Annotated in this window: 26 protein-coding genes; 1 reads left to right on the top strand and 25 read right to left on the bottom strand. The window is 36.9% G+C overall.

Going from position 1 to position 24608, the window contains the following annotated elements; translation table 11 throughout:
• Positions 1-2: 2 nt before the first annotated feature.
• From ACWPVE_RS17245 to ACWPVE_RS17190, 12 genes are all read right to left on the bottom strand, one after another.
• On the bottom strand, positions 3-476 hold the full coding sequence (locus tag ACWPVE_RS17245; protein ID WP_453995487.1) for a cell wall elongation regulator TseB-like domain-containing protein: 474 nt from the start codon (positions 474-476) through the stop codon (positions 3-5).
• Between the two features lie 14 nt (positions 477-490).
• On the bottom strand, positions 491-661 hold the full coding sequence (locus ACWPVE_RS17240; protein WP_453995485.1) for a YpmA family protein: 171 nt from the start codon (positions 659-661) through the stop codon (positions 491-493).
• 217 nt (positions 662-878) lie between these two features.
• Positions 879-3653 (bottom strand): ATP-dependent DNA helicase DinG, encoded by a 2775-nt coding sequence (gene dinG / locus ACWPVE_RS17235; RefSeq protein WP_453995483.1) that lies wholly within the window; start codon positions 3651-3653, stop codon positions 879-881.
• A 170-nt stretch (positions 3654-3823) separates the two neighbouring features.
• Positions 3824-4207, bottom strand: coding sequence for an aspartate 1-decarboxylase (panD, locus tag ACWPVE_RS17230; RefSeq protein WP_453995481.1), 384 nt, complete (start codon positions 4205-4207; stop codon positions 3824-3826).
• A 54-nt stretch (positions 4208-4261) separates the two neighbouring features.
• Positions 4262-5107: a pantoate--beta-alanine ligase gene (gene panC, locus ACWPVE_RS17225; RefSeq protein ID WP_453995479.1), complete on the bottom strand. Its 846-nt coding sequence runs from the start codon at positions 5105-5107 to the stop codon at positions 4262-4264.
• Positions 5108-5111: 4 nt separating this feature from the next.
• Positions 5112-5945, bottom strand: a complete 834-nt coding sequence (gene panB, locus ACWPVE_RS17220) for a 3-methyl-2-oxobutanoate hydroxymethyltransferase (protein ID WP_453995477.1) — start codon at positions 5943-5945, stop codon at positions 5112-5114.
• A gap of 306 nt (positions 5946-6251) precedes the next feature.
• The gene (locus ACWPVE_RS17215; protein WP_453995475.1) at positions 6252-7256 is read right to left on the bottom strand and encodes a biotin--[acetyl-CoA-carboxylase] ligase; all 1005 of its coding nucleotides are present in this window, start codon (positions 7254-7256) and stop codon (positions 6252-6254) included.
• Positions 7229-8413, bottom strand: a complete 1185-nt coding sequence (locus ACWPVE_RS17210; protein ID WP_453995473.1) for a CCA tRNA nucleotidyltransferase — start codon at positions 8411-8413, stop codon at positions 7229-7231. Before ACWPVE_RS17210 ends, ACWPVE_RS17215 begins: the two co-directional genes overlap by 28 nt.
• A gap of 15 nt (positions 8414-8428) precedes the next feature.
• Positions 8429-9562 carry an N-acetyl-alpha-D-glucosaminyl L-malate synthase BshA gene (gene bshA / locus ACWPVE_RS17205; protein WP_453995471.1) on the bottom strand — a complete coding sequence of 378 codons (1134 nt, stop codon included), beginning with the start codon at positions 9560-9562 and terminating at the stop codon, positions 8429-8431.
• A 30-nt stretch (positions 9563-9592) separates the two neighbouring features.
• Complete coding sequence (gene mgsA, locus ACWPVE_RS17200) at positions 9593-10009, bottom strand: methylglyoxal synthase (RefSeq protein WP_453995469.1); 417 nt, start codon at positions 10007-10009, stop codon at positions 9593-9595.
• Positions 10010-10022: 13 nt separating this feature from the next.
• Positions 10023-10823: a 4-hydroxy-tetrahydrodipicolinate reductase gene (gene dapB / locus ACWPVE_RS17195; RefSeq protein ID WP_453995467.1), complete on the bottom strand. Its 801-nt coding sequence runs from the start codon at positions 10821-10823 to the stop codon at positions 10023-10025.
• Between the two features lie 13 nt (positions 10824-10836).
• Positions 10837-11172: a nucleotide pyrophosphohydrolase gene (locus ACWPVE_RS17190; protein ID WP_453995465.1), complete on the bottom strand. Its 336-nt coding sequence runs from the start codon at positions 11170-11172 to the stop codon at positions 10837-10839.
• 134 nt (positions 11173-11306) lie between these two features.
• Here ACWPVE_RS17190 and ACWPVE_RS17185 point away from each other — a divergent pair, with 134 nt between their 5' ends.
• On the top strand, positions 11307-12173 hold the full coding sequence (locus tag ACWPVE_RS17185) for a YitT family protein (protein WP_453995463.1): 867 nt from the start codon (positions 11307-11309) through the stop codon (positions 12171-12173).
• A 189-nt stretch (positions 12174-12362) separates the two neighbouring features.
• Here the strand turns inward: ACWPVE_RS17185 and ACWPVE_RS17180 are convergent, their stop codons facing one another.
• The 13 genes from ACWPVE_RS17180 to hisC form a co-directional block, all read right to left on the bottom strand.
• Positions 12363-13040: a zinc metallopeptidase gene (locus tag ACWPVE_RS17180; RefSeq protein WP_453995461.1), complete on the bottom strand. Its 678-nt coding sequence runs from the start codon at positions 13038-13040 to the stop codon at positions 12363-12365.
• A 218-nt stretch (positions 13041-13258) separates the two neighbouring features.
• A complete protein-coding gene (gene ypjB / locus ACWPVE_RS17175; RefSeq protein ID WP_453995459.1) occupies positions 13259-14059 on the bottom strand; it encodes a sporulation protein YpjB in 801 nt (266 codons plus the stop codon).
• 365 nt (positions 14060-14424) lie between these two features.
• Positions 14425-15015 carry a DUF1405 domain-containing protein gene (locus tag ACWPVE_RS17170; protein ID WP_453995457.1) on the bottom strand — a complete coding sequence of 197 codons (591 nt, stop codon included), beginning with the start codon at positions 15013-15015 and terminating at the stop codon, positions 14425-14427.
• A gap of 108 nt (positions 15016-15123) precedes the next feature.
• On the bottom strand, positions 15124-15891 hold the full coding sequence (locus ACWPVE_RS17165) for a c-type cytochrome (protein ID WP_453995455.1): 768 nt from the start codon (positions 15889-15891) through the stop codon (positions 15124-15126).
• Between the two features lie 121 nt (positions 15892-16012).
• Positions 16013-16687, bottom strand: a complete 675-nt coding sequence (gene qcrB, locus ACWPVE_RS17160; RefSeq protein ID WP_453995453.1) for a menaquinol-cytochrome c reductase cytochrome b subunit — start codon at positions 16685-16687, stop codon at positions 16013-16015.
• A gap of 4 nt (positions 16688-16691) precedes the next feature.
• Positions 16692-17201 (bottom strand): QcrA and Rieske domain-containing protein, encoded by a 510-nt coding sequence (locus ACWPVE_RS17155; RefSeq protein WP_453995451.1) that lies wholly within the window; start codon positions 17199-17201, stop codon positions 16692-16694.
• A 177-nt stretch (positions 17202-17378) separates the two neighbouring features.
• Positions 17379-17837, bottom strand: a complete 459-nt coding sequence (locus ACWPVE_RS17150; RefSeq protein ID WP_453995449.1) for a YpiF family protein — start codon at positions 17835-17837, stop codon at positions 17379-17381.
• Positions 17838-17972: 135 nt separating this feature from the next.
• A complete protein-coding gene (locus ACWPVE_RS17145) occupies positions 17973-18512 on the bottom strand; it encodes a ReoY family proteolytic degradation factor (RefSeq protein WP_453995447.1) in 540 nt (179 codons plus the stop codon).
• 117 nt (positions 18513-18629) lie between these two features.
• Positions 18630-19883, bottom strand: a complete 1254-nt coding sequence (locus ACWPVE_RS17140) for a tetratricopeptide repeat protein (RefSeq protein WP_453995445.1) — start codon at positions 19881-19883, stop codon at positions 18630-18632.
• A 20-nt stretch (positions 19884-19903) separates the two neighbouring features.
• Positions 19904-20842: a hypothetical protein gene (locus ACWPVE_RS17135; protein ID WP_453995443.1), complete on the bottom strand. Its 939-nt coding sequence runs from the start codon at positions 20840-20842 to the stop codon at positions 19904-19906.
• Positions 20843-20979: 137 nt separating this feature from the next.
• Positions 20980-22278: a 3-phosphoshikimate 1-carboxyvinyltransferase gene (gene aroA, locus ACWPVE_RS17130; RefSeq protein ID WP_453995441.1), complete on the bottom strand. Its 1299-nt coding sequence runs from the start codon at positions 22276-22278 to the stop codon at positions 20980-20982.
• 49 nt (positions 22279-22327) lie between these two features.
• Entirely contained in the window at positions 22328-23440 is a 1113-nt protein-coding gene (locus tag ACWPVE_RS17125; RefSeq protein ID WP_453995439.1) for a prephenate dehydrogenase, read from the bottom strand.
• Between the two features lie 60 nt (positions 23441-23500).
• Entirely contained in the window at positions 23501-24598 is a 1098-nt protein-coding gene (gene hisC, locus ACWPVE_RS17120) for a histidinol-phosphate transaminase (RefSeq protein ID WP_453995437.1), read from the bottom strand.
• Positions 24599-24608 lie beyond the last annotated feature (10 nt).

Below are 24608 nucleotides of genomic sequence, written 5' to 3'. Positions count from 1 at the left end.
TTTTATGGTTTGATTGAATTCCGATATTTGCCAGTTTCAAAATACAGCTTATGGTAGGTCAGACGATTGTCACTACCTATATAAATAATTTCCCAAATAGGAATATTATCTTCGATCCCCAGTTTTACGGAACGTATTTCTTGTGGATTCCGCTCACGTTTTAAGATATCGAGTGCTTCGTTCTCAGTAATCCCCTCACGTTCAAAACGTGTAACAATTTTCCCTTTTTTTTCAGGAATCCAAGCAATCATTTTTTGCCCTTTATCATTTTTTCCAATAACGACTTGATATGCATTTGTTCCAAAATATGTATAACTGTCTTCAATTGTTTGGATGGGTGTCTTTTCAAGCGCAATTTTATTTCCTCTAGCTTGGGCATCGTTTAACGGCTCTAAGGCCGATTGATAAAGGCTAATTCCTCCCCATATGACAACTATTAGTAAAAGAATGACTATCCCGATTATCCATTTTTTCATTAATATCAACTACTTTACGTGCGATAAATGGTAAAAACCGCTTTATTTTGATCATCACGATCAAGCGCAAGCCCAAACATGAGGTCCTCTTGTTTTAAGGTTCGATTTAATAAATCAACAATTTTATATAAATCAGGTGTATTTTGAATTTTTACAGTTGATAGAACTTCTATCTTACTTTCCAACTAATTGCGCTCCCTTCATTCATCACAAATTTTACTATTCATACGATTATCTATTACGGTTAACAATACTACTAGTACTACAACATTCATCTGAAGTTGTCTACGTTACCTTACATCATTATAACAGGTGTATTACCATTCACAATATAGTTTTTGAATAAAAATTAAACTCCTATCCCATGCCTAAACCTGTCTTGTTGACAGGTCTTTTTTCATGTTACAACCATTCATCAAGCTTTTCTAATAATTGGCTAAGAGGCTGATGATAAAATTGCATTCTAGGGACGGACCGAATAAATTTTTTGCCATAATTTTTTGTCATAATTCTGCGATCTAAAATAAAGATAATTCCTTTATCACTGTCCGAGCGTATAAGTCTTCCTATCCCTTGCTTAAATCGGATTATAGCCTCTGGTAAAGACAACTCTCTAAAGGAGTCTCCTCCCTTTTCTTCAATTTCTTTCGTCCTAATAGCAAAAATCGGATCATTTGGAGGTGTAAATGGGAGCCTTACAATTACAAGAGCAGTTAAATCCTTGCCAGGGATATCTACCCCTTCCCAGAAACTACTCGTGCCTAAAAGAATTGCCTTTTCAAACGCTTGAAAATTCTTTGTTAATTTGGCCCGACTACCCCCACTTATACTTTGTGCAATTAATACAAATTCCTCGAGTTTCGACATATTCTTTAATTTCATATATGTTTTTTGTAGCATTTCATTAGAAGTAAATAAAACCAGCATTCGGCCGTTTGTCCTTACTGCTATCTCAGAAATTCGGTCAGCGATCGTATCTACAAATTCATCATCTGAAACTGAGTGAATGAGTGGAACATCTGTTGGAACCATCATTGCAGCTTGCTGTTCAAAATTAAATGGCGAAGGTATATGTAGTGTAATGGGTTGAAAGTCATTTAAACCTACTTTGTGAATCATATAGGTAAATGTATCATCTACCGTTAAAGTTGCTGAAGTCATAATCACACTTTTTTTATAAGTGAAAAATTGATCTGCTAAAAATTCAGAAACGTCCATCGGTTCTGCAAAAAGTGTTGCTGAGTTAACAGGCCCTTTCGGATCAATTTCAATCCATGTAATATTATTTTCTGTATCCTCAACTTTTAAAAAGTCCTCTAGCATTGAACATTTTTCTACTAACAAATCGATACCTAAACTGTAATCATTACATAAACCAAGCTGTATTGGGGTCAATAAAGACTTATGTTGGATAATAAAATCCTTTTGGTATTGAACTATATTTTTAAGCTCTTTAATTAAAATGTTGCATTTTGTCAGTTGCTCATATGCTTCCTGCCAATAGACGCTTGATTCATGTTTCGCATGATATAAATATTGAACCCGATTTGTTAGGTTATTGGGTTTCTGTTTCGCCAGAACATGACTGCGAATCATTTTGAAAAAGTCACTAATCGTCGCCTTCATGTCCTTCAGAATTTGATTTACACGTATAAAAGTATCAGCATTAAATCCAATACGTTTCATTAATTCTGATGATTTTGCAAGTAATTCATTCGTCTCAAGGAGCCCAATCCTCGTAAAAACAGAGTGAATGGTTAAATAATGAATATGTTGTCCACCTTGCCGTTTGGCTAAAGCTTCAAAATGATGGGCTTCATCTATAATTAAATAATCATACGATGGTAGAATTTCAAAGTTATGGTATAAATCCTGTAATAATAATGAATGATTAATAATTAAAATATCAGCTTTTTGAGCCTTCATCCTTGCTTTCTCATAAAAGCATCGAGATTCCCAAATGGTATCTTCATATTCGGGATGATTATACGTACTTTTCACACGTTCCCATAAAAGCTTGCCACCAGATGGTAAGTTAATCTCATCAATATCCCCTGTCTCTGTCTCTGTTAACCATACTAAAATTTGTGCTTTTGTTAATACTTCATCATAGTTATCCGTTTCCTCATAAAGAATCTGTTCAAACTTCCTTAAGGAAAGATAATTTCCTCTCCCTTTTAAAAGAGCAACTTCAAAATCGAATGAAAGCATTTCTCGAATTTTCGCGACATCTCTTTCTAGTAACTGCTGTTGAAGCTGTATAGTATTCGTGCTTATCAAACAGCGTCCCTTTGTTTTTGAAATATAGATAGCAGGAAGTAAATAGGCCATTGATTTCCCTATTCCAGTACCCGCCTCAATGAGGGCATGCTGGTTTGTTTCAAGTGCATGAAGAATGGTCTGCACCATTTCAAGCTGACCTTGACGAAATGAAGCCTCGCGAATCATTTGGTGAAAAGCTTCTGTATAAGAATTGCTTTTTTGCGGTTTCTTTTCCCCTTGTTTAAAGTGTTTGCGAAGTGCAAGACCTCGATAGATATCAAAAGTTGATTCCCTAATTGCTCTGGTCGATTTTTCATCGATTATCTCCTGCAAAATATCACGAATATCACTCTTAAAGTAATTTGACAATGAATATAGCTTTTGAATCGTAACAAGCGGTAATTGCTCTATTTTATGTAAAATTTTCAAGAGAATTTCTGCTGTCACTTCCGCATCACTATCAGCTTGGTGTGGATTTTCATGTGTTAACGATAACGTTTCAGCTAACTGTCCTAATTTGTAACTGTCAGCAACAGGTAGCATCACACGTGATAATTCAACAGTATCAATGGTGAGACAATGAAAATTCTCAAACCCACAACTAGCAAGCTCCTCTTGTAAAAAGGAATAATCAAAAGGTACATTGTGAGCAACGAAATACGAATCCTTAAACATTGATATAATTTCAGGAGCCACCATTGAAAAATCTGGGGCATTTGCAACGACTTCATTGGATATACTTGTGAATTGTTCAATAAAAACAGGTATTTCCTGTTTTGGATTTACAAAGGTTGCAAATCTTTCTACTATTTCCCCATCTTCAATAACAACAGCTGCAAACTGTATGATTTTATCGCCCTTTTTTGGAGAGTTCCCTGTTGTTTCTAAGTCTACTACGACATAGCGCTTCTTCATTTGGTGTACCTCCTAACACAAACGCCCCCAATTTGGGGGCGTTTTTACATAGTCTTCGATGTCGCCATCGGCTCTTTTGGTCTAAGCTAATCGCTTTGGAAGGCAAAATGTTCCTTCAATCAGCAAATAACTTATCCTTGTTGCCGATTAGCGGCACCTTCCGCTTATCTTTATAGTACAGTAGCAGCTGGTTCTTCCTGGATTAATTCTTTAATTTGATTATATTCGTTCATGATTGCAACCCTTGGCTTGTGTTCTGCAAGTTTTTCCTCAGGTACAATCGCATATGATATGACAATTATGACATCCCCTTCTTGGACAAGACGAGCAGCAGCACCATTTAAACAAAAAACACCGCTTCCTCTTTCACCAGGGATAATATATGTTTCAAGACGAGCCCCATTGTTATTATTTACAATTTGAACTTTTTCATTAGCGACCATTCCGACTGCGTCTAAAATATCTTTATCAATCGTAATACTCCCTACATAGTTTAAGTTCGCTTCTGTAACTCGAGCTCTGTGGATTTTTGCATTCATCATTGTACGGAACATGATGGTCCCCCTTGAGTTCTGTATGATTTCCAATAATAATTTTTCCAAAAAGTATTAAACGATAAAAGTAATATTATCAATAAGTCTAACTTTTGTAAACTTGACAGCGATCGCAATGATGATCTTACCTGATAATGTTTGCAACACGTCTAGTTCAGGATAACTGTATATTTCTACATAATCGATCTTCCCAGACGTATGAACTGTAATATGATTTTTAATTAATTCTTCAATCACCTTGGGATTACGTTCGCCATTGTCAATTTCACGTTTTGCTAGTAGAAGGCTTTCATATAATCTAGGTGCTTCAACACGTTCAGCGTCCGTTAAATTAACATTACGTGAACTTTTCGCAAGTCCGTCCTCTTCTCGAACAATCTCCACAGGTACAAGTGTGATTGGGAAATTAAAATCAGTAATTAGTCCATCCACGATAGCGACCTGTTGAGCATCCTTTAGTCCAAAGTAAGCACGGTCAGGCTGTACGATATTAAATAGTTTGACAAGAACGGTCGCTACTCCATCAAAATGACCATTTCGCTTTCTACCGCATAACACATCTATTCTTGCCTGAACATTAGCAGTTAGCGACATTTCAGTTGGATACATTTCCTCAGTACTTGGGTAAAATAATATATCCACTCCGTTTGTTTCTGCGAGACCACGATCTCTTTCAAAATCTCGAGGATAAGAATCAAAATCTTCATTTGGACCAAATTGTAATGGATTGACAAAAATACTTACGGCTAAAACATCATTCTCATTTCTCGCCTTTTTCATTAAAGTCAAATGTCCTTCATGAAGATATCCCATTGTTGGTACGAATCCGACTGTTTTTCCTTCGTTTTTTATAGATTTGATATATTGCTGCATTTCCTTAATCGTTGTAATAATCCTCATGCTATTATTTTCCCCCATAAAGACCTGCAAGTTCTTCTTCTTTCATCGTAAATGTATGCTTTTCCTCAGGGAATGAACGAGCTTTAACCTCAGCCACATAATTAGATAATCCATTTAAAATTGGCTCATTCACTGAAGTGTATTGTTTTACAAACTTTGGTACACGGTCCACACCAAATGTAATGACATCATGGAAGACAAGAACCTGTCCATCCGTATGGTTACCTGCTCCGATTCCAATTGTTGGGATGGAAATGCTCTTTGTAACTTCTTCACCCAATTGTTTTGGAACACATTCTAAAACAAGAGCAATGGCTCCAGCCGCTTCTACCTTCTTCGAATCTTCAATTAGCTGTCTAGCACTTTCAGCGTCCTTTCCCTGCACCTTATATCCGCCTAAAACGCCAACAGCCTGAGGGGTTAGTCCTAAGTGTCCGACGACAGGAATTCCCGCTTCGGTTAAAGAGGAGATCGTATATATAACATCTTTTGCCCCTTCAATTTTAACAGCGTGTGCTCCCGATTCCTGCATGATACGAGCTGCATTTGATAAGGCTTGTGAACGCGAAACATGATAAGACATAAATGGCAAATCGGTTACAATAAACGTATCCTTTGCACCGCGTTTCACAGCTTTTGTATGATGGATCATATCATCTACCGTTACAGGAATAGTAGAATCATAGCCTAATACAACCATTCCAAGAGAATCACCTACAAGGATCATATCAACCCCTGCTTCTTCAGCAAGCTTTGCGGATGGATAATCATAGGCTGTTAACATGACAATTGGTTCCTTTTTTTGTTTCATTTTCAAAAAATCTGTTGTTTGTTTCATCATTCTTCCTCCTTTTGGCTTTTAAATCGCCTTGCTCAAGATATTAACCTCGAGTTCCTTAAAGAGGAGATGAAAGACCGATTCGTAGTAAGTTTTTATTTAAAAAAGTAAAAAATCCTTCTTTCAAAAAAGAGAAAGAAGGATTAAACATTAATGAGTTCGGTAAATTTCATCCCTCTGTCCCAGTCCATTGGATCAAGGCAGAATACAATTGTGAATGATTAAAGCAAATCGTAAATACTTGGTGCAGTTCCATAAAGGATACCACCCATTACTTTGAATTATATAAAAGATTCTATATTATTTCTACACTTTCTTTTCAGGAAGTTCGATATCAGCTGAATAAATTTGATGGACAGTACCTGACGCATCCTCAAGAAGCAATACTCCTTCTGAGTTAATTCCAATCGCTTTTCCTTCAATCGAACCAGAGAGTGTTCTAGCGATAATATGTTTACCAATACTTGTCGCATAGCTTTCCCATAATATCTTGATGACTTTAAATCCATGTTGTAAATATTCATTATAAAGCTTTTCTATTTTTAATAAGATTACCTGAATTAATTTCGCTCGGTCCACTTTTTCACCTTTTTCTATCGCTAACGAACTTGCAATAGAATGTAAGTTTTCAGGAAAATTGCTTAATTCTTGATTCACATTGATGCCAATCCCGATAATAACAGAATTAATTCGGTCTGTTTCGGCTTGAAGTTCAGTTAATATTCCAACTAATTTCTTTTGATTAATTAAAATATCGTTGGGCCATTTAATATCAGGTTCTAATCCTGTTACTTCTTGTATAGCTTGCACAACACCTACTGCTGCTAGAAGTGTTAGTTGTGGGGCTTTTGAAGGTGGAATCTTAGGTCTTAAAATCATGCTCATCCAAATTCCTGTATGCTTAGGAGAGTACCATGCTCTATCTAATCTTCCACGCCCAGTTGTCTGTTCTTCTGCAACAACGATTGTTCCTTCAACAGCACCTTCATATGCTAAACGGTGTGCAATTGCCTGTGTTGATGTGACGGTTTCTTCAAAATGAACCGATCTCCCTAATACATCCGTTTCGAGACCTAACTGGATTTCATTTCCGCTAATTTTATCTGGTTTGGAAATGATTCGGTACCCAAGTTTTCTGACAGCCTCTAACTCATATCCCTCACTTCGTAAATCCTCGATATGCTTCCATACAGCAGTTCGTGAGCACCCTAGTTGCTCACTTAATTTTTGACCAGATACAAATTCTCCATTGCTATTTGAGAAGACCTCTAACAATTTCTTTCTTATTTCGGATTGCAAGATAGAAGCCACTCCTTTATCTTATCCTTGTTATTTTCAACTTGTCTTTCAAGAATCCCATTTTCAACTTTCTCTAAGACTTGTGAAACCCATTTTCCTGGCTTTTTATCGTACCATTGTAGAAGATCTTTACCTGATATGACCATCTCCGAGCGTTGTTTAATGGGTAATTGCCGATACTCCTGATAGAGCGATCCATCTTGACGAATTCCAAGTACATCTAGAATTCTCTCTACCTGTTGGATGCATTCTTCTCCACAATCATATAAGTGCTTTTTATTCCAACTTTTCTGAAGAACACTATTTAAACATGATAAGTTTACTAGCACTTGTTCTTTTACTTTATTCGGAAGCTTCCATTGGCTTAAAAAAGCTTTCACATCTTGCTTATCCAACAAATAACAAACCAATGTCCAATATTCAGCTCTTTCTTTCAAATGATTCCATCTACATGTAGAGAATTTTTTAATTTTTGTTGATTCCTTTTCAAATCCAGGTATATAGTGAAATAATTTTGTATCTACCAAGATTGGGAAAGCAGCTTGACAATTTGGACCTGCAAGCATTTTTTCAAATTCAATCGTAATCCGTTCTATGGAAATTTTTTCTAATAAATGCGCATTTTCACTTATAGCATATTGTGTTTCCATAGACAACGAAAAAGATAATTGGCTTAAAAACCGGATAGCTCTCATCATCCTTAATGCATCTTCACGAAAACGTTCATCAGGGTTACCAACGGTTTGGATTCGCTTGCTACTAATTGCTTCTTTTCCACCAAAAGGATCAATGAGTTCACCATTCAAAGTCATCGCAATCGCATTCATGGTAAAATCACGTCTTTTAAGATCTTCATGAAGAGAGGTAACAAACTCAACATGAGAAGGTCTACGGTAATCCTCATACCCTTCTTCCGTACGAAATGTCGTGACTTCATACTGTTCATCCTCATGTAAAACAATCACTGTTCCATGAACCGCACCGACATCAATAGTTTTTGGAAATATGTCCATGATTTGTTCTGGTAGTGCCGAAGTTGCAATATCAATGTCACCGATTGTTCGATGGAGGAGGTAATCACGGACGGAACCACCGACAAAGTAAGCCTCATAACCTTTGTTATGTAGTTTTGTAAGAATTGTTTTTGCTTTTAAAAATGCTTCATCCATCACCGTGTTCCCCAATCAACGCTTATTTGAAAGAACGGAATAGTACAAGTCCTCATAATTATTGACAATCCGCTCCGAATTAAACTTTTCTTTGACAGATTGAATTGCTTGATTTGACATTTTTTTATGTAAAGTTGAATCTGTTAATATTGTTATCGCCTTATTAGCAATATCATGGATATCACCAAGTTCACAAATAAAGCCATCCACATTTTCATGTATAACTTCTGGAATTCCCCCAACATTTGTACCAATGGTCGGAACTCCACAAGCCATCGCTTCAATTAATACTAATCCAAAGCTTTCCTTTTCAGATAATAAAAGCTTTAAATCACTTATTGAGTAGAGTTCTGGAAGGTTCTCTTGTTTTCCTAAAAGAAGAACTTGATTGTCCAATCCTAGTTCGCTAATTAATTTACAAACTGTGGTAAGTTCTGGTCCATCTCCAACCAATAAAAGCTTCGACTTTACTTTCTTTTGAATGAGATTAAATGCACGTACAACATCCTCAACACGTTTTACTTTTCGAAAGTTTGAAACATGGATAATGACCTTCTCATCTTCTGTAATCCCATATTCTTTTCGTAAATCCCCGATTTCTCTTTTAAAATAAACCTTCTCATCTACGAAATTATAAATGGTTTTGATCTCTTTATTAGGTTCTAATAACTCATAAGTTTGATCAACTAGTGATTGTGAAACAGCTGTTACGGCATCAGATTGTTCTATCCCGAACCGAATTAACTCGATAAGAGATGGATCATAACCGAGAACTGTAATATCTGTTCCATGGAGGGTGGTTACAATTTTAACGTCCCCACCAACCATTTGTTTACCTAGATACGCACAAACAGCATGTGGAATAGCATAATGCACGTGAAGAAGGTCCAGCTTTTCCCGTTTTGTTACTTCGGCCATTTTACTCGCAAGCGCCAGGTCATAAGGTGGATATTTAAAAACTGAGTATTGATTCACTTCCACCTCATGAAAATAAATGTTTGGATTAATCTTATTTAAACGAAACGGAAGACTTGAAGAAATAAAATGAATTTCATGTCCTTTTTCCGCAAGCAACTTCCCTAACTCTGTTGCTACGATACCTGAACCTCCAACTGATGGATAACAGGTAATTCCGATTTTTAGTCTCATTTTCGAATCTCCCACTTCATGTATTACGGTTTATTTATACCCGTCTTGTCTCTGGCGAATAATTTCTCTCCATGAGATAAATCCAGCTTCAAGACCATTTATTAAAACTTCTGCGGTTCCCATATTTGTTGCTAATGGAACAGAATATACATCGCAAAGTCTAATGAGCGCTGTAACGTCTGGCTCATGTGGCTGTGCTGTTAAAGGGTCTCTGAAGAATAAGACCATATCCATTTGATTATTGGCAATCATTGCGCCAATTTCTTGGTCCCCACCTAGTGGGCCAGATTGGAATCTATGAATTTTTAATCCCGTCGCTTCTGAAATACGTGCTCCTGTCGTACCAGTTGCGAACAATTCATGCTGTTCTAAAATTGATTTATAGGCTGTAGAAAATTGAACAAGATCTGTTTTCTTTTTATCGTGAGCAATTAAAGCGATTTTCATATTTGGTATCCCCTTATTCGATAATATTTTCTAGTCCATATACTAAAACATCAAGCTTCATTACAGTGTCTACTGATAACTTAACTCCCGACATGAAAGAAGCACGATTAAATGAATCATGACGAATGGAAAGCATTTGTCCGTTTCCACCGAACATGACTTCTTGATGTGCTACAAGTCCTGGCAAGCGCACACTATGCATGCGAATTCCATCATACTCAGCACCACGAGCACCTTGGATAGTTTCTTTTTCCTCAGGGTGGCCTTGTTTCTTAGACTCTCGAACAGCCGTTATTAACTCAGCAGTTTTCACTGCCGTACCAGATGGTGCATCCAATTTTTGATCATGGTGAAGTTCAATAATCTCAACATCCTGAAAATATTTTGCTGCCATTTGTGAAAACTTCATCATTAATACTGCACCCACTGCAAAATTAGGGGCGATAATAGCTCCAATTTCACGTTCCTCTGCTAATTTTGACAATCGTTCTAATTCTTCTTTCGTGAATCCTGTTGTCCCTACAACTGGACGAACACCATGCTGTAATGCAACCTCTGTATGATACTTACCTACCTCTGGTGTTGTGAGGTCAATTAATACATCTGGATTTGTTTCATTAAATGCTTCAAGAATATCTGTATAAACAGGAACATCTACATTAGAAAACCCATCTATCTCACTTAGTAATTTGCCATTGTTTTTATGGTCAATTACCCCAACTAAAGTGAAATTCTCTGTTTCCTGTACAAGTGCTACTGCTTCTTTACCCATTCTACCTCTTGGGCCTGCGATTACAATTTTAACTGATTCCATCTTTCTTTCTCCCCTATTCTTTAGTATCGATACGAGTCCATCTGTCTTTATCTCTTGTATTAAATTTTTTCATTACTGTATCATGTGCCTCTTCTAGGTCAATATTTAAAGAATTCGCTAAGCAAATCAAGACAAATAATAGATCACCTGATTCTTCAGCCATACTTTTTTCAGTTTCAGTATCTTTTTTAGGTTTTTCTCCATAGTAGTGATTGACCTCTCTAGCAAGTTCACCTAATTCCTCGGTTAATCTTGCTACGAGTGCTAAAGGACTAAAATAGCCCTCTTTAAATTGACTTATGTAATCATCAACTTCTTTTTGAAGTTGTTTCATTGTTTTATCTGCCACTTCATATCACCTCTTCACTTATGTTAGCCTAAAATATAGAGTTTTGACAATTATTTCTTTTATCCGACATGTTTTCTCTTTCAGTAAGCTATACTATATAGTGGTAATTATGTCTAATTCGGGGGTTTGTCACTTTGAGACTAACATTTAAAAATATCATTTTTATTTTACTAGGTTCTGCGATATTTTCATTTGGGATCGTGCATTTTAATATGCAGAATAATCTTGCAGAAGGTGGATTTACTGGAATTACCCTTTTGCTTTACTTTCTCTTTCATTTTGATCCTTCGTACACGAATTTACTTTTAAACATCCCACTATTTTTGATTGGTTGGAAGTTGTTAGGGCGTATTGCCTTTTATTATACACTTATCGGTACTATAAGTGTTTCCATCTTTTTATGGCTTTTTCAACGGTACCAGATCGAGATTCCACTAGATGGAGATTTAATGCTTGCAGCTTTATTCGCGGGTGTTTTTATCGGGGTTGGTCTTGGGATTATTTTCAGATATGGAGGTACGACTGGCGGAGTTGACATTATTGCGAGACTTGTCCGTAAATATGTTGGCTGGCCGATGGGTCGAACTATGTTTTTATTTGATACAGTAGTTATTACCGTATCTGTTATCTTCTATCTTTCAGCTCGCGAAGCAATGTACACATTACTTGCTGTATTTATTGGGGCAAAGGTCATTGACTTTATGCAGGAGGGAGCTTATGCGGCTAAAGGAGCAATGATTATCTCAGAACATAATGAGCAAATTGCTGAAAAAATTCTACATGAAATGGATAGAGGCGTCACGATTTTAAAAGGAATCGGCTCATATACGAAGCAGGAGAAGGATATTTTATATTGTGTCATTGGAAGAAGAGAGGTTGGCCGCTTGAAACAGGTCATCATCACGATTGATCCTCATGCTTTTGTCTCGGTAAGTGATGTTCATGATGTTCTTGGAGAAGGATTTACATTGGATGAAAATAAAAGGCCAATTGAACGTTGAAATGGCCTTTACCTTTCCGTTCCAGCGCTACGCTTTTTTGCTGGCATGGGCTTTTCAAGCTGTCGAGCGCCTACACTCCAAGGAACAGGTGTGGTATGTAGATAAAAAACGTTGCCAAATAAACCTAGTTGATTTTTGAAATAAAGCCAGTTATCTACATTGGATAACTGGCTTTCGTTGTTTAGTCTACTATTCTTCGGAACGAGTCATTCCTGTGTACATTAGAATCAAGCGCAATAGTTCTAGTACTGCTACTGCTGCTGCTGCAACATAAGTAAGTGCTGCTGCATTTAGTACCTTCTTCGTTTCACGTTCTTCATCGTTTCGAATGACACCTGCTGATACGATTTCACTCATGGCTCTTGATGAAGCATTAAACTCAACAGGTAGAGTCACAAGTTGGAATAATACTGCCGCTGCCATAAAAATAATTCCGTATAGCATTAAACTTGGAATGGTGAAAATCATACCTGCAATGATTAAAATCCATGAAAAGTTTGAACCAATGTTCGCTACTGGAACAAGTGCATGGCGAAAACGTAGGAATGCATAATTTTGTTGGTCCTGGATTGCATGGCCAACTTCATGGGCCGCTACTGCCGCACCTGCTACAGAGGTACCATAGTAGTTCTCGGTAGAGAGGCGAACCACTTTTGACCTTGGGTCATAATGGTCTGATAAAATACCAGGAGTTTCTTCAATTCTTACATCATACAATCCATTTTGATCGAGTATTCTTCTTGCTACTTCAGCACCCGTCATACCTGATGAAGAAGGAATTTGTGAATACTTCTTATATGCACTTTTAACTTTATATTGTGCATATATCGGAATGATAATGATTAAAGCGAAATAAACTAGAATCATTCTTTTATCCTCCAAACTATAAATATAATTTAATTTTATTCTGAGTAGGAACCAAAGTCAATTGACTTGCTTACAAAATAATTATAACAGACAAGTTTCCTAATTTTTGGCAACTATAACCTGCCCCCTAACCTTTTAATGCGAATGTTATCTTGTGAAATCTCCTACCGTTAGAACGGGATTTAGATAAAAAAGAACAGTGGGCTTAAATCCCACCGTTAACGTTCATCATAATCCCTTTGTTTTGAGCGTTTTTGTCTTTCACCTTTATACTTTCTCCACCCGACATAAATTAATGTAAGAATGATAGCACCACCTGTTGAAATCATTACCCATATGAGGGAAGGATCGGCGTCATCCTCTTTGATTCGTTCAAACAGATTCTTTAGGTCAAGTTCCATTTGATCTAGTTGCTGCATTCGTGTAGTTGCTTTTAAATCCTCATTACGGTACGCATCTAAAAACGCAATATGGGAATCTAGTTTTTGAACATCGTGTGGGGTTATATCCACCAAGATACTTGGATGGATCATATCATATTTTGATAGAAAGTCAGAAAGTGCGTGTTTGAACCTTTCTGTATCTCCTATTTCAACCGTTTCTTTCATTTGCCCAAAAGTTGCCATAATAGAATCTTCCATTTCTGTCCACATCGGCTGATGCTCAGACCTCATTGCATCAACAACCAAACGTAATTGGGTCACCCGGTGGACCCTCTCCTCAAAACCTAGTGAAGATGAAATAACAGCTTCCAAGGCAGAGTTATGAGTGGATGTAATGATTCGAAGATCATCCATTGAAAAAGATTGTTCTTCTTGAGTCATCCGTAAGAACTCATTTGAAAAATGTGTCAATAATTGCTTAGCATCCTTGTATCTTTCTTGCTTCACCATTTGCAGGGCTTGATCAGAGATTTGATCCAGTTTATCCCAATTCTCTTCATTGGAGGCAGTTATTGTGGATATCGGATAGATCATAAATATAATACATATAATGCAAACCAGTCTAGAAAATTTCATACTTGTCCCTCCTCAAACATCTAGTAAAATGTATGATAGATTGGACAAGAGTAGACCTACTTTTTATAGAGGTTATTCAAAAATCCCTCTGAAAATGACGCATCGAATTGAGGAACTTCGACTAATAACTGACACGTCCTGTGTCAAACTCGAAGTAACCACATTCTGTGGAAGCTCGTTGACTAGTATTTTTCGTTTCTTGAAAAAACATCGTTTTTCCTGCGTGCAAGATCATATGCTCACGTATTTACAACATACGTGCCCCCTCGAACTTTCGAGCAAAGGACGTGCAATTGTCGACAATGCGACAGAACGTCGCGTTCTTGTCGACGTACTCTTTTTCATCCTCCTCTTTGAATCTTCAATTAAGGAAGTTCTAGTTTAAAGCTTTCTTTTCTAACGCAAAGTAAATAGGTTATCAAGATAGAGACGACACTTAGCCAAAACGTAAAGTAGCCGATTTGTGGAACATACTGATCCAAAACACTATATCTTGGCATCATAAAGAAAACATAATCGATTACATCATTATGGAACGTCCATACAGCTGCAATCATCAAGTGGATAGGCTTAATACGATAATAAGGAGCATAAAGTAGACCTTGAATTGCCATACCTAGATGAGAAAAAATCAGCATATATCCATAAATATCAAGCCCATCTACAAAATAGGTCAGAATATTCATGACAACCGCCCAAATCCCATATTTAAATAGTGTAACGATTGCGAGTGCTTCAATGATTGGCCAATTCTTTCTTAGGAGAAACGCGATTAACACAAAACAAAAAAACAGGCTTGCCGTTGGACTATCAGGAACAAATAGTAAAAATTTTGAAGGCGTAATCTTTAATTGACTCTCATACCAAATATAACCATAAATTGTACCAGGAACGTTTATAAGTAAAAGAACCCAAAGTACCCAGCGTTGTCCCATTAAATACGTAATCCATTTCATCTATGTACCAACTTTCCTTTTTCTTATCTCAAGATTCTCTTATTTATGATAGATTTGTCAAGGTTCTCAAACAAAAAAGCTGACTATTAAGTCAGCTTTTTGTTTTGATTATTTTGATGTTACGCCAGAGATAAACTCAGCAAGCTTCTGTAGTTCTTCATCTGTTCCTTCGAATAGACCAGGAGGCATATCTCCTTGACCATTCTTTGCAATGTCAGCAATCTGTTCAGGATCTAAGCCATTGTCTACTAGTGCCTTACCTGCAGGTCCACCTTCTAGGTTACCTCCGTGACATCCGATACAACCTTTTTCTTGATATAATAAGTATCCTTCAGATTCTTTATCAATTTCAGCTTCAGCTACAATCTTAGCAGACTCAGCTCTTGCTTCCCAGTCAACTTGAGACGCAGATTCCCAAGTTAAATAAACTGTTGCAGCGATTGCTAAAAGCATAAGACCAGTTGCAATTGGACGCTTTGAAGGTCTTCTTTCAGGACCGCGATCTAAGAATGGAGCTAGTAAAAGTGCTCCAAACGCAAGTCCTGGAATAACAAGTGCTCCAATTACAGTGTATGGGCCTGATGCGAATGAATACTTAAGCAATTGATATAAGAATAAGAAATACCAGTCTGGTAATGGAATATATCCTGACGCAGTAGGGTCAGCGACTTTTTCCAATGGTGATGGGTGTGCTGCTGTTAAACATAAAAAAGCTACTAAGAAAACAGAACCAACTAACCATTCTTTTAATAGGAAGTTTGGCCAGAACGCTTCTGTTTTTCCTGGATACTCGGAGTAATCTTTAGGAATATGCTTTTTATTGCTTACAGGAACACGGGAGTCCCCAACAAATTTCATTCCTTTTCCGCGATGCATAATCGGTCCCCCTCCTTTTTAGAGAATTTTCATTCAAAAGAGTTTGTACATATTTTCATCAAATACATCATTCAAATTCAAATACTTTACTCTTCATAAAATGAAGGCAAAGTCTTATATCCTATAGTGGACCAGAAATACCTTGACGACGAATCATGATAAAGTGAGCAGCAAGTAAACCAAATAAAGCTGCTGGTAAGAAGAATACATGAATCGCAAAGAATCGTGTTAAGGTCTGTGCACCAACAATTTCAGGGTGACCCGCAATTAAGGTCTTTAGATAAGGACCAATAATTGGAGTTGCGTCAATAATATCAAGTGTAACCTTTGTTGCGAATAACGCTTTCATATCCCATGGTAATAAATAACCAGTTAATCCTAGAGCTAACATGACGAAGAAGATTAATACCCCAACAATCCAGTTAAGCTCACGAGGTTTTTTATAAGCGCCTTGGAAGAATACACGAAGAGTATGTAAGAACATCATAACAATTACTAAGCTTGCTCCCCAGTGATGCATTCCACGGACAATTTGTCCAAACGCTACTTCATTTTGTAAGTAATATACAGAATTCCACGCATTAATGATATCTGGTACGTAGTACATTGTTAAGAACATACCAGAAAGTACTTGGATGACGACGATAAAAAATGTTAGTCCTCCAAAACAGTAAACAAACGCACTAAAATGATGCGCTGGGTTTACGTGTTCAGGAACCTCATGGTCTGCAATATCTGCCCAGAGAGGAGTAATATCAAGTCGTTCGTCAACCCAATCAAAAATCTTATTTAACATTTGATTACGCTCCTCCTCTTGGTTTCGCTTTTCCTAAATATAAATAACCATCTTTTACTTCATGTTCATACACGTCAAGTGGAGCCCTTGGTGGTGTACCAGGCACGTTTGTACCATCCTTTTCATATAAACCATAGTGACAAGGACAGAAGAAACGATCAGGGTTCTTTGGATCCTCAGCCCATGAAACCGCGCACCCAAGATGCGTACATACTGGTGAAAGCGCAATAATGTCGCCGTTATCATTTTTATAAACCCATGCTGAAACTGCAACGTCAGATTCATACCATGCATCAACTTGATTAACTTTAAAATCAAATTTTTGAGGTTCATTTGTAATTTTATCGACACTCACCACTTGTACCATATCTTGACCAGCTTGGGGCTGTAGTAATGGGTCAACTGCAAAGCGGACCATTGGCATTAGCATACCAGCTGCCATGAAACCACCTACACCTGTTAGAGTATAGTTTAAAAATTGACGTCTTGAAACCTGTTGTTTTTTCTCGCTCATTTTTTTCCCCCCTCTATAATAAGCTAAGTCCCCTTTTTCGGACATGAGTGTACACAATTAAAACTAGGACATTCTCATGATATATCAATATTTGTAGAAGGTCAATAATAGGATTTACCGAAAGAATGGCAACTATGTGACTTTCTTAGGAAAAGTAAGGTAATTTTTATTATAAAATTACTTTTGCCATATATTCGTAAATAAAGTGATCAATTGCTTCATTTGATCCTGTAGCATGGTTTGTTTATATTTTTCCTCAACATATTCTAGTGGTAAGGTTGGGAGCCAAATAAGTGAGCCATTTAAGTCTGCCTCTACTTGTTTCCAGGTGCTATCTGATGTAATAAAAATAGTATGTTTCATGCCCTCATTATTTAAATCGCTTGTCCATTGATTTAAGCGTTTTTTGGCCATCTCGAGTTCCTCACCATTTGAATAAGTAAACGCGGGAAATAAAATAATCCTTCCTTTAAACTGACGTTCTACTTCGTTTGAAAGGATGGTAATAAACTCTCCCATAGAAACTGTGTTTTTCAAGTTTCCTTCAAGCGATACAGGTATCAGAGGAATAACAGCAGTGTCGACGTATTCCTTTGCCTGTAAATATACATCCATATCCTTTGTAATCCATTTCATTTGTATGCTTCCTTTCACTTCGCAATCTCTAATCAACATGTTTCGAAATAAAGCTAAACTCTCAAACTACAATATCATATTTTTACCAAAGAAAAAAGACTGACACTTTGTCAGCCCTACAATACGCATCTTTTACTATTGTAATTGTTTAAGTTGTTCCGTCAGCTTGTTAAACTCTGATTTGTCCTGTCTGTCAAGCGCCTCATCAATCCGCTTTAACAGATGCTCCTTTTGAAACATTTGAATCGATTCTTCAAGAAATTTCTTCGCTAATTCTTTATCTTGTTCATTTACCTGAAGATGTTTCGGCATATAAGGATTCTCTTCAAGTACAGCCACATAATTCGGAGAATGGAAGGAGGACCTGAAATTAAGTTGGATATATATTTCTTCTTCCCTGTTTAAGCGAATATCATGAAATGATTTTTCAGCATCAGTTGTCATCACATTTTCCTTATAAAAACGAAATGGAACATCATCGACACAATGTGTTGACATGATGATTCCTCGAGGACAGTATTGTGCTTGCTCAACAAAGTGGACATTTTTCATGAGTTGGTCATGACTCATTAAATAATTTAAAATCCAAACACACTCTCTTCTCTTAAGCTGATAATTATTCAAAAACCAGCGAATAAAGTCTTTCTTCTCGTTGACAGATACAGGGGTAGTCATCGTTTCTTCCCTCCTCTGCTAGTATTAAGTATAATGTACTGTTATACTTCAACATTCACATCAAAATATCCTTCAAAAGGGTGTTAAAAAAGGTGAGTGAAGCCAAAAACATTGAGCTTATTCCAGTTCTGCAAGTAATTCTTCCACTTCATACTTCATTGGGTCAAGCCTTAACAGTTCCTTAAATACATTGATTGCCTCTTGTCGTTTCCCGTCCTCCAACAAAAAGTATCCAAACTCTTCTAAAAACTCTGGAGTTTCTTTAAAAGAAGTATATGCATGACGGTAATGGTTTAATGCATCCGAAAATTGTTCTAATTTATTTTTTGCATATGCTAAATCCCATTCAAATTGTTCATCATATTCACCATAGCTCATAACTGATTCAAGACATTCCACTACATCCTCAAATCTTTCCTCACGAAGTAAAAATTTCGATAGCTGTAATGTTGCTTCTATATAACCAGGGTCAATTCCTACAGCTGCCCGTAAATATTTTTCCGCATTTTCTTTATTTCCAAGCATCAATGACACTTTTCCAGCATAAAAAGCAAGTTCTTTATTTAACGATTCCACTTCGAGCCCTTCCAATAAGATCTTAAAGCACTCTGCTAAGCTTCCTTCTTCTTCATATGCTTTTGCAAGGTAGAAGTATAGCGAACCATAATCTGGGTCAAGCTCCTTTAGCCTTGTAAGGATCTCAATTGCTTTCTTATAAAATTTTGCTTGAAAAGCAGTAACGCCAAAACCAAACAATGTATTGCTATCCTCATGTTTCTTAATGGCTTTTTCATAATACGGCAGGGCTTCCTCGAATTTACCGGTTGCACTATAACTTTCTGCTATTCGAGCGTTAACATTTACACCTGCAATATCATCGTTTTCCTGTAACACCTTTTCGTAATACGGGATACTCTTGTTGTATTCCCCATGACTTGAATAAAGCTCTGCTAAAGCAAAATCAATAATAGTTTCTTGGTCTGTTTTTTCTTTTGCCAACAATAGCTTTTGTTCGCTGACTTCATGTAAACCCTGCATTTGAAATAAATCTGCTTGTAGGACAAGAGATTCTAAGTAGACTGGGTCATCCTCGTCAATCTGTTCCAATATGTCAATTGCTTGTTCTTCCATATCAAGGTCAATCATGATTTCCGCTAATAAAACGAAAAGTTCTCCTTCATCAGGATATCGTAATATTAATTCTTCGACGATTTCCTTAGCTTCTTCTACAAAACCCCATCTATAATAGTTTTGGGCAATTGTGTATTTATCATCATCAGTCGAGTGTTCTCTTAGCTTTTTTAAAACTTTAAGCCCTTCTTCAATTTTTCCATCCTCTACGAGTTGAAGCGCACTTTCTAATCTATTCATAAAATTAAAACTCCTCTTACCTATCTCTCTTTTACCAATGCATCTTCATCATAGGAAGATACAAAAAAGCCAGGTTTTTTTACTATACATTCATTACCAAAGCCTGAACGAAAGTATACCTTGGACCCTACTTTTGTAAAATTCCCCTTGTGCATGGTAATTGTCGGTATAAGATTATGATAATCGAGAGTCGGCTTTTCATCAACTGAATAGACTATAGAATCGTGTTCATATAGATTGTAATCCAGCTCTCCCCCAACTCGAATATCGCCCTTATCGGGGTATATTCCAATCTTTTTTAACATATCCATTGTTAGTGGCTCATCCTCATTTGGACAATCTGGAATTGTTGGAATTCGATTCTCTTCCATAATCGTCTTCCAAACCTCTTCCTTTCGCTTTCTATTAAAGAAGCCTTTCTCCTCAATTTTCCAATCTGGAATAATCGGGATTTGATAGGAATGATAGGACTCTCTAATCCATCCCCATGGTATTTTGTATAAATCGTCCACTTTTTCTATGCTAACGATTATGACTGGAATTTTTTTACGCCTACAGGCAACAAGAAAAGAGGGTGTCAAACTTTCAAGACGAATACGAATGCCTATATAATAATCAACTGGGCTATTTAATAGATAATTTCTTGTGTTTTTGAGAGATTGGGACAATTCACGTTCGTTCTTTACATCACAAATTGCAAGTAAGGTCGTACAGCCTTTTTGTAAATATTTTTCTGTTATTTCTTTTTTAAAAGTTTGAAAAGAATGCTGTTTGGAAAAGGAGTAATGAAGCATCACATGGCCAGGTGTTAGTAAATATTGTGATAAGTTGGTTTTCATATAAGAAAGTTTTTTGAAGTTATCCTTCATATAATCTACACGTTGATTTTTTATAAGAAGAGAGCATGTGACAACCTTACTATTCTTTAGAACATTTGCTTTTTCCAAAATATAAGGCACTGAACCTCCCCTTTCATAACCTATACTGAATACAAATCTCTTTAAGACAAGCTATGCAACAAGTGGTGAATGTATGTTAGTTTTTATCCCAAACCCCAAAAACCCCATGGAAATCTAATTTTCCATGGGGTTTTATCTTATTTTCCTTCGATTAATGAATCGAGGTGTTCGAAAAAGCTTGGGTAAGAGATTGAGATACATTCAGCATCTGAAAGTGTAACTTCACCACTTGCTATACATGCAGCGATAGCCAGCATCATACCAATTCTATGGTCTCCGTGACTAGATACATGGCCTTCAGTCAACTGTTTCTTATTACCTGTAATGATCATACCATCTTCTGTTGGCTCGATCACTGCGCCAAGTTGCGAAAGCTCCCCAACCACAGTATCAATTCGGTTCGTTTCCTTTACTTTTAGCTCACTTGCGTCTTTGATGACAGTTTTTCCTTCTGCTTGGGTTGCTAATAAGGCTATTACAGGAATTTCATCAATAAGACGCGGTATGATATCACCACCGATTTCAATACCTTTTAGATTAGATGTTTGTATCGTAAGGTCAGCAATCGGCTCATTGTTTGCTATTCTTTCATTCTCGATTTCTAAACGTGCTCCCATTTTAACTAAAACATCAATAATTCCTGTTCTAGTAGGATTCATGCCGACATTTTTCAAGGTTATACGGCTATTCGGCACAATAGCGCCTGCAACAAGGAAAAATGCTGCTGAAGAGATATCCCCTGGAACTTGGATATGTGTTCCTTTTAGATGCTGACCACCCTTAATCTTAACAGTAAGGCCATCTTCTTCTATTTCACAACCAAACGCACGTAGCATACGTTCCGTATGATCTCTTGATTTATGCGGTTCTGTAACAGAGGTAGTTCCTTTTGCATTTAGACCCGCTAAAAGGATCGAGGATTTGACTTGTGCACTTGCTACAGGTGAAACATAGTCAATTCCCTCTAGTGAGCCTCCACGAATCGCTAATGGTGTAAAATTACCGTCTTCTCTACCATCAATTTTAGCCCCCATTAGACGTAATGGTGCTGTTACACGTTTCATTGGTCTTTTTGCAATTGATTCATCACCAATCATACATGTATGAAGTTCAAGACCTGATAATAGCCCAACCATTAATCGAATAGTTGTCCCAGAGTTACCTACATCTAATACCTCAACTGGTTCTCGTAACCCTGAAAAACCGACACCCTCAATTTCTACATGATTGTTATCCTGTTTAATGTTGACACCTAATTTTTCAAAACAGCTGATGGTACTTATACAGTCGTCCCCAGTTAAAAAATTATCGACAACTGTTTTCCCCTCAGCAATTGCTCCAAGCATGATGGAGCGATGGGAAACAGATTTATCTCCAGGAATATCAATTAAACCATTGAGACCTGATATGTTTGTGCGCAGTTGATGAGTACTCAATATTATCACTCCTTAAATAATGACCCTTTTCAATTATTCAAATACTACTTTATCCATAAAAAGTTTCATAGGTTGTTCTGCTTTCAATACACCTCTTAGCTTTTTGACGATCTTCGTCACTTTGGAAACTAATCCGTAGGACTCCATAAATTTCTTCTCTTGTCTCAATAATACGGATATTTGTAATACTAATTCTTTCTTCCGCAAGAAGTCCAGTGATTTCCGAAACAATCCCAGGATAATCAGGAATATCAACATACAAGTCATAAAATGATGGAATTGCGCCTTTTGTTCGGGTTGGTAGCCCATCACGAAAATCCTTGGCATCCATGAAATAATTATAAATGTCGTCGCCTTTACCATTAGCAACCAAGTTTCGTATTTGTTCCATTTCGCCTATCCATTTTTCAAAAAGATCTAGCAATATATTTCGATTTTGTAGTAAAATATCACGCCACATGGATGGATTACTAGACGCAATTCTTGTTATGTCTCGAAAGCCTCCTGCAGCTAAGGGACGAACAAGTTCGTTTATCTGATCATATTCCTTAGCTTGATGAACAAGACTTGCTGCAACAATATGTGGAAAATGACTAATTACACCTGCTACACGGTCGTGTTCCTCAGGTGTCATGATGACAAAATTTGCTTTTGTCCCTCTTAAAAGTATTTTTAGCTTTTCAACACCTCGTTTTGTTGAAGGGTTCTCATTATGAGGTGTGAAAATATAAAAGGCATTTTCAAAAAGGTGTTCCTTCGCTGCTACAACTCCGCTCTTATGGGAACCAGCCATCGGATGACCACCGATAAAGGTTACACCAAGACTACCAAATATCGAGTCTGCAGTTTGTACAATTTCCTGTTTTGTACTTCCCACATCCGTTACGATAACTTCCTTTTTCAGTTCATATGAACTAAGTTGTTGAATCATATCAACTGTTTGCTTAACAGGAACGGATATAAAAATATAGTCACAATTATGTAAAACCTCACCTAAATCAAATACCACTTCATCAATTACTTTTAATTTCTTTGCAAGCTGCGGGGTTTCCGCATTGCTGTCATAACCGAAAATGATTGCATCAGGATGTTCTTTTTTTATCGCAAGTGCAATCGAACCACCAATCAATCCAAGTCCAATTACCAATATGTTTTTTGTCATCTCATTATCACCACCGAAAATAGAAACACGTAATGGGGGTTACGTTTAACCCCCACAGTGTTAGTTCTTTTGATTTGTTAACATCTCTGTAAGTATTGAAATAAGTTCCTTATTTTGTTCCTCCGTACCGACAGTAATACGAACGCTAGTTGGAAAGCCTAGAGGATTACCTGAGCGTACAATAAAGCCACGCTCTAATAAATAGTGGAACACATCATCTCCAGGTTGTTCAAAATTAATCAAAATGAAATTACCAAACGATGGATAATAAGATAAATTATTTTCCTCACAAAAAGTATAAAATTGCTGTAAGCCTCGTTTATTTTTTTCCACATAAGTTGCAATGAACTCTTGATCGTCCAATGCAGCGGCTGCTGCAATTTGTCCGACTCGATTTGAATTGAATGGCTGTCTTACAGGTTCGATTTTAGAGATAAAATCACTATTACCAATCGCATACCCCACACGTAGCCCACCTAAACCGTATGCTTTTGAAAATGTTCGTAAGATTATAAGGTTCGGATAGTCACTTAGTAGTGAAACGGTATTCGGGTAGTCTTCTTCATTTGCTGCGAACTCATAATAAGCTTCATCCATCACAATTAGAACATGACTTGGAACCTGCTTTAAGAAAGTATGAAGTTTCTCTGAGCTAACATATAAGCCAGTTGGGTTATTTGGCGAACAAACCCATACGATTTCCGTATTTTCATCGATTTGCTGTAGCATTCCATCAAGGTCATGATGTCCATCAATGAGATCCACTTCACGAACCTCTGCCCCTTCGATAATGGCATTATGCTTATACTGAGAAAATGATGGAGTAGCCATAACTGTATTTTTTCCAGGTGCAAGCAATGCAGTCGTTAGAATATGAATCACATCATCTGAACCATTTCCAAAAAGAAGTTGAGAACCATCTACTCCAAGATGTTTTGCAAGCTTTTCCCTTAGTTCAGTTGCATAACCATCAGGGTAAATCGCAAATGAATCCAAACTGTTTCTTACTGCTTCTTTTGCTTTTTCTGAACTTCCATATGGGTTTTCATTTGAAGCTAATTTCACAATTTTTTCTAATCCAAATTCCCTTTTAACATCTTCTGCTGGCTTTCCTGGTTGATATGGTTTTAGATCTAATAACTGTTCTTTAATATTCATTTGAAGCTAC

Source organism: Bacillus nitroreducens, from assembly GCF_964021195.1.
This window is presented reverse-complemented; position numbering and strand designations above follow the sequence as displayed.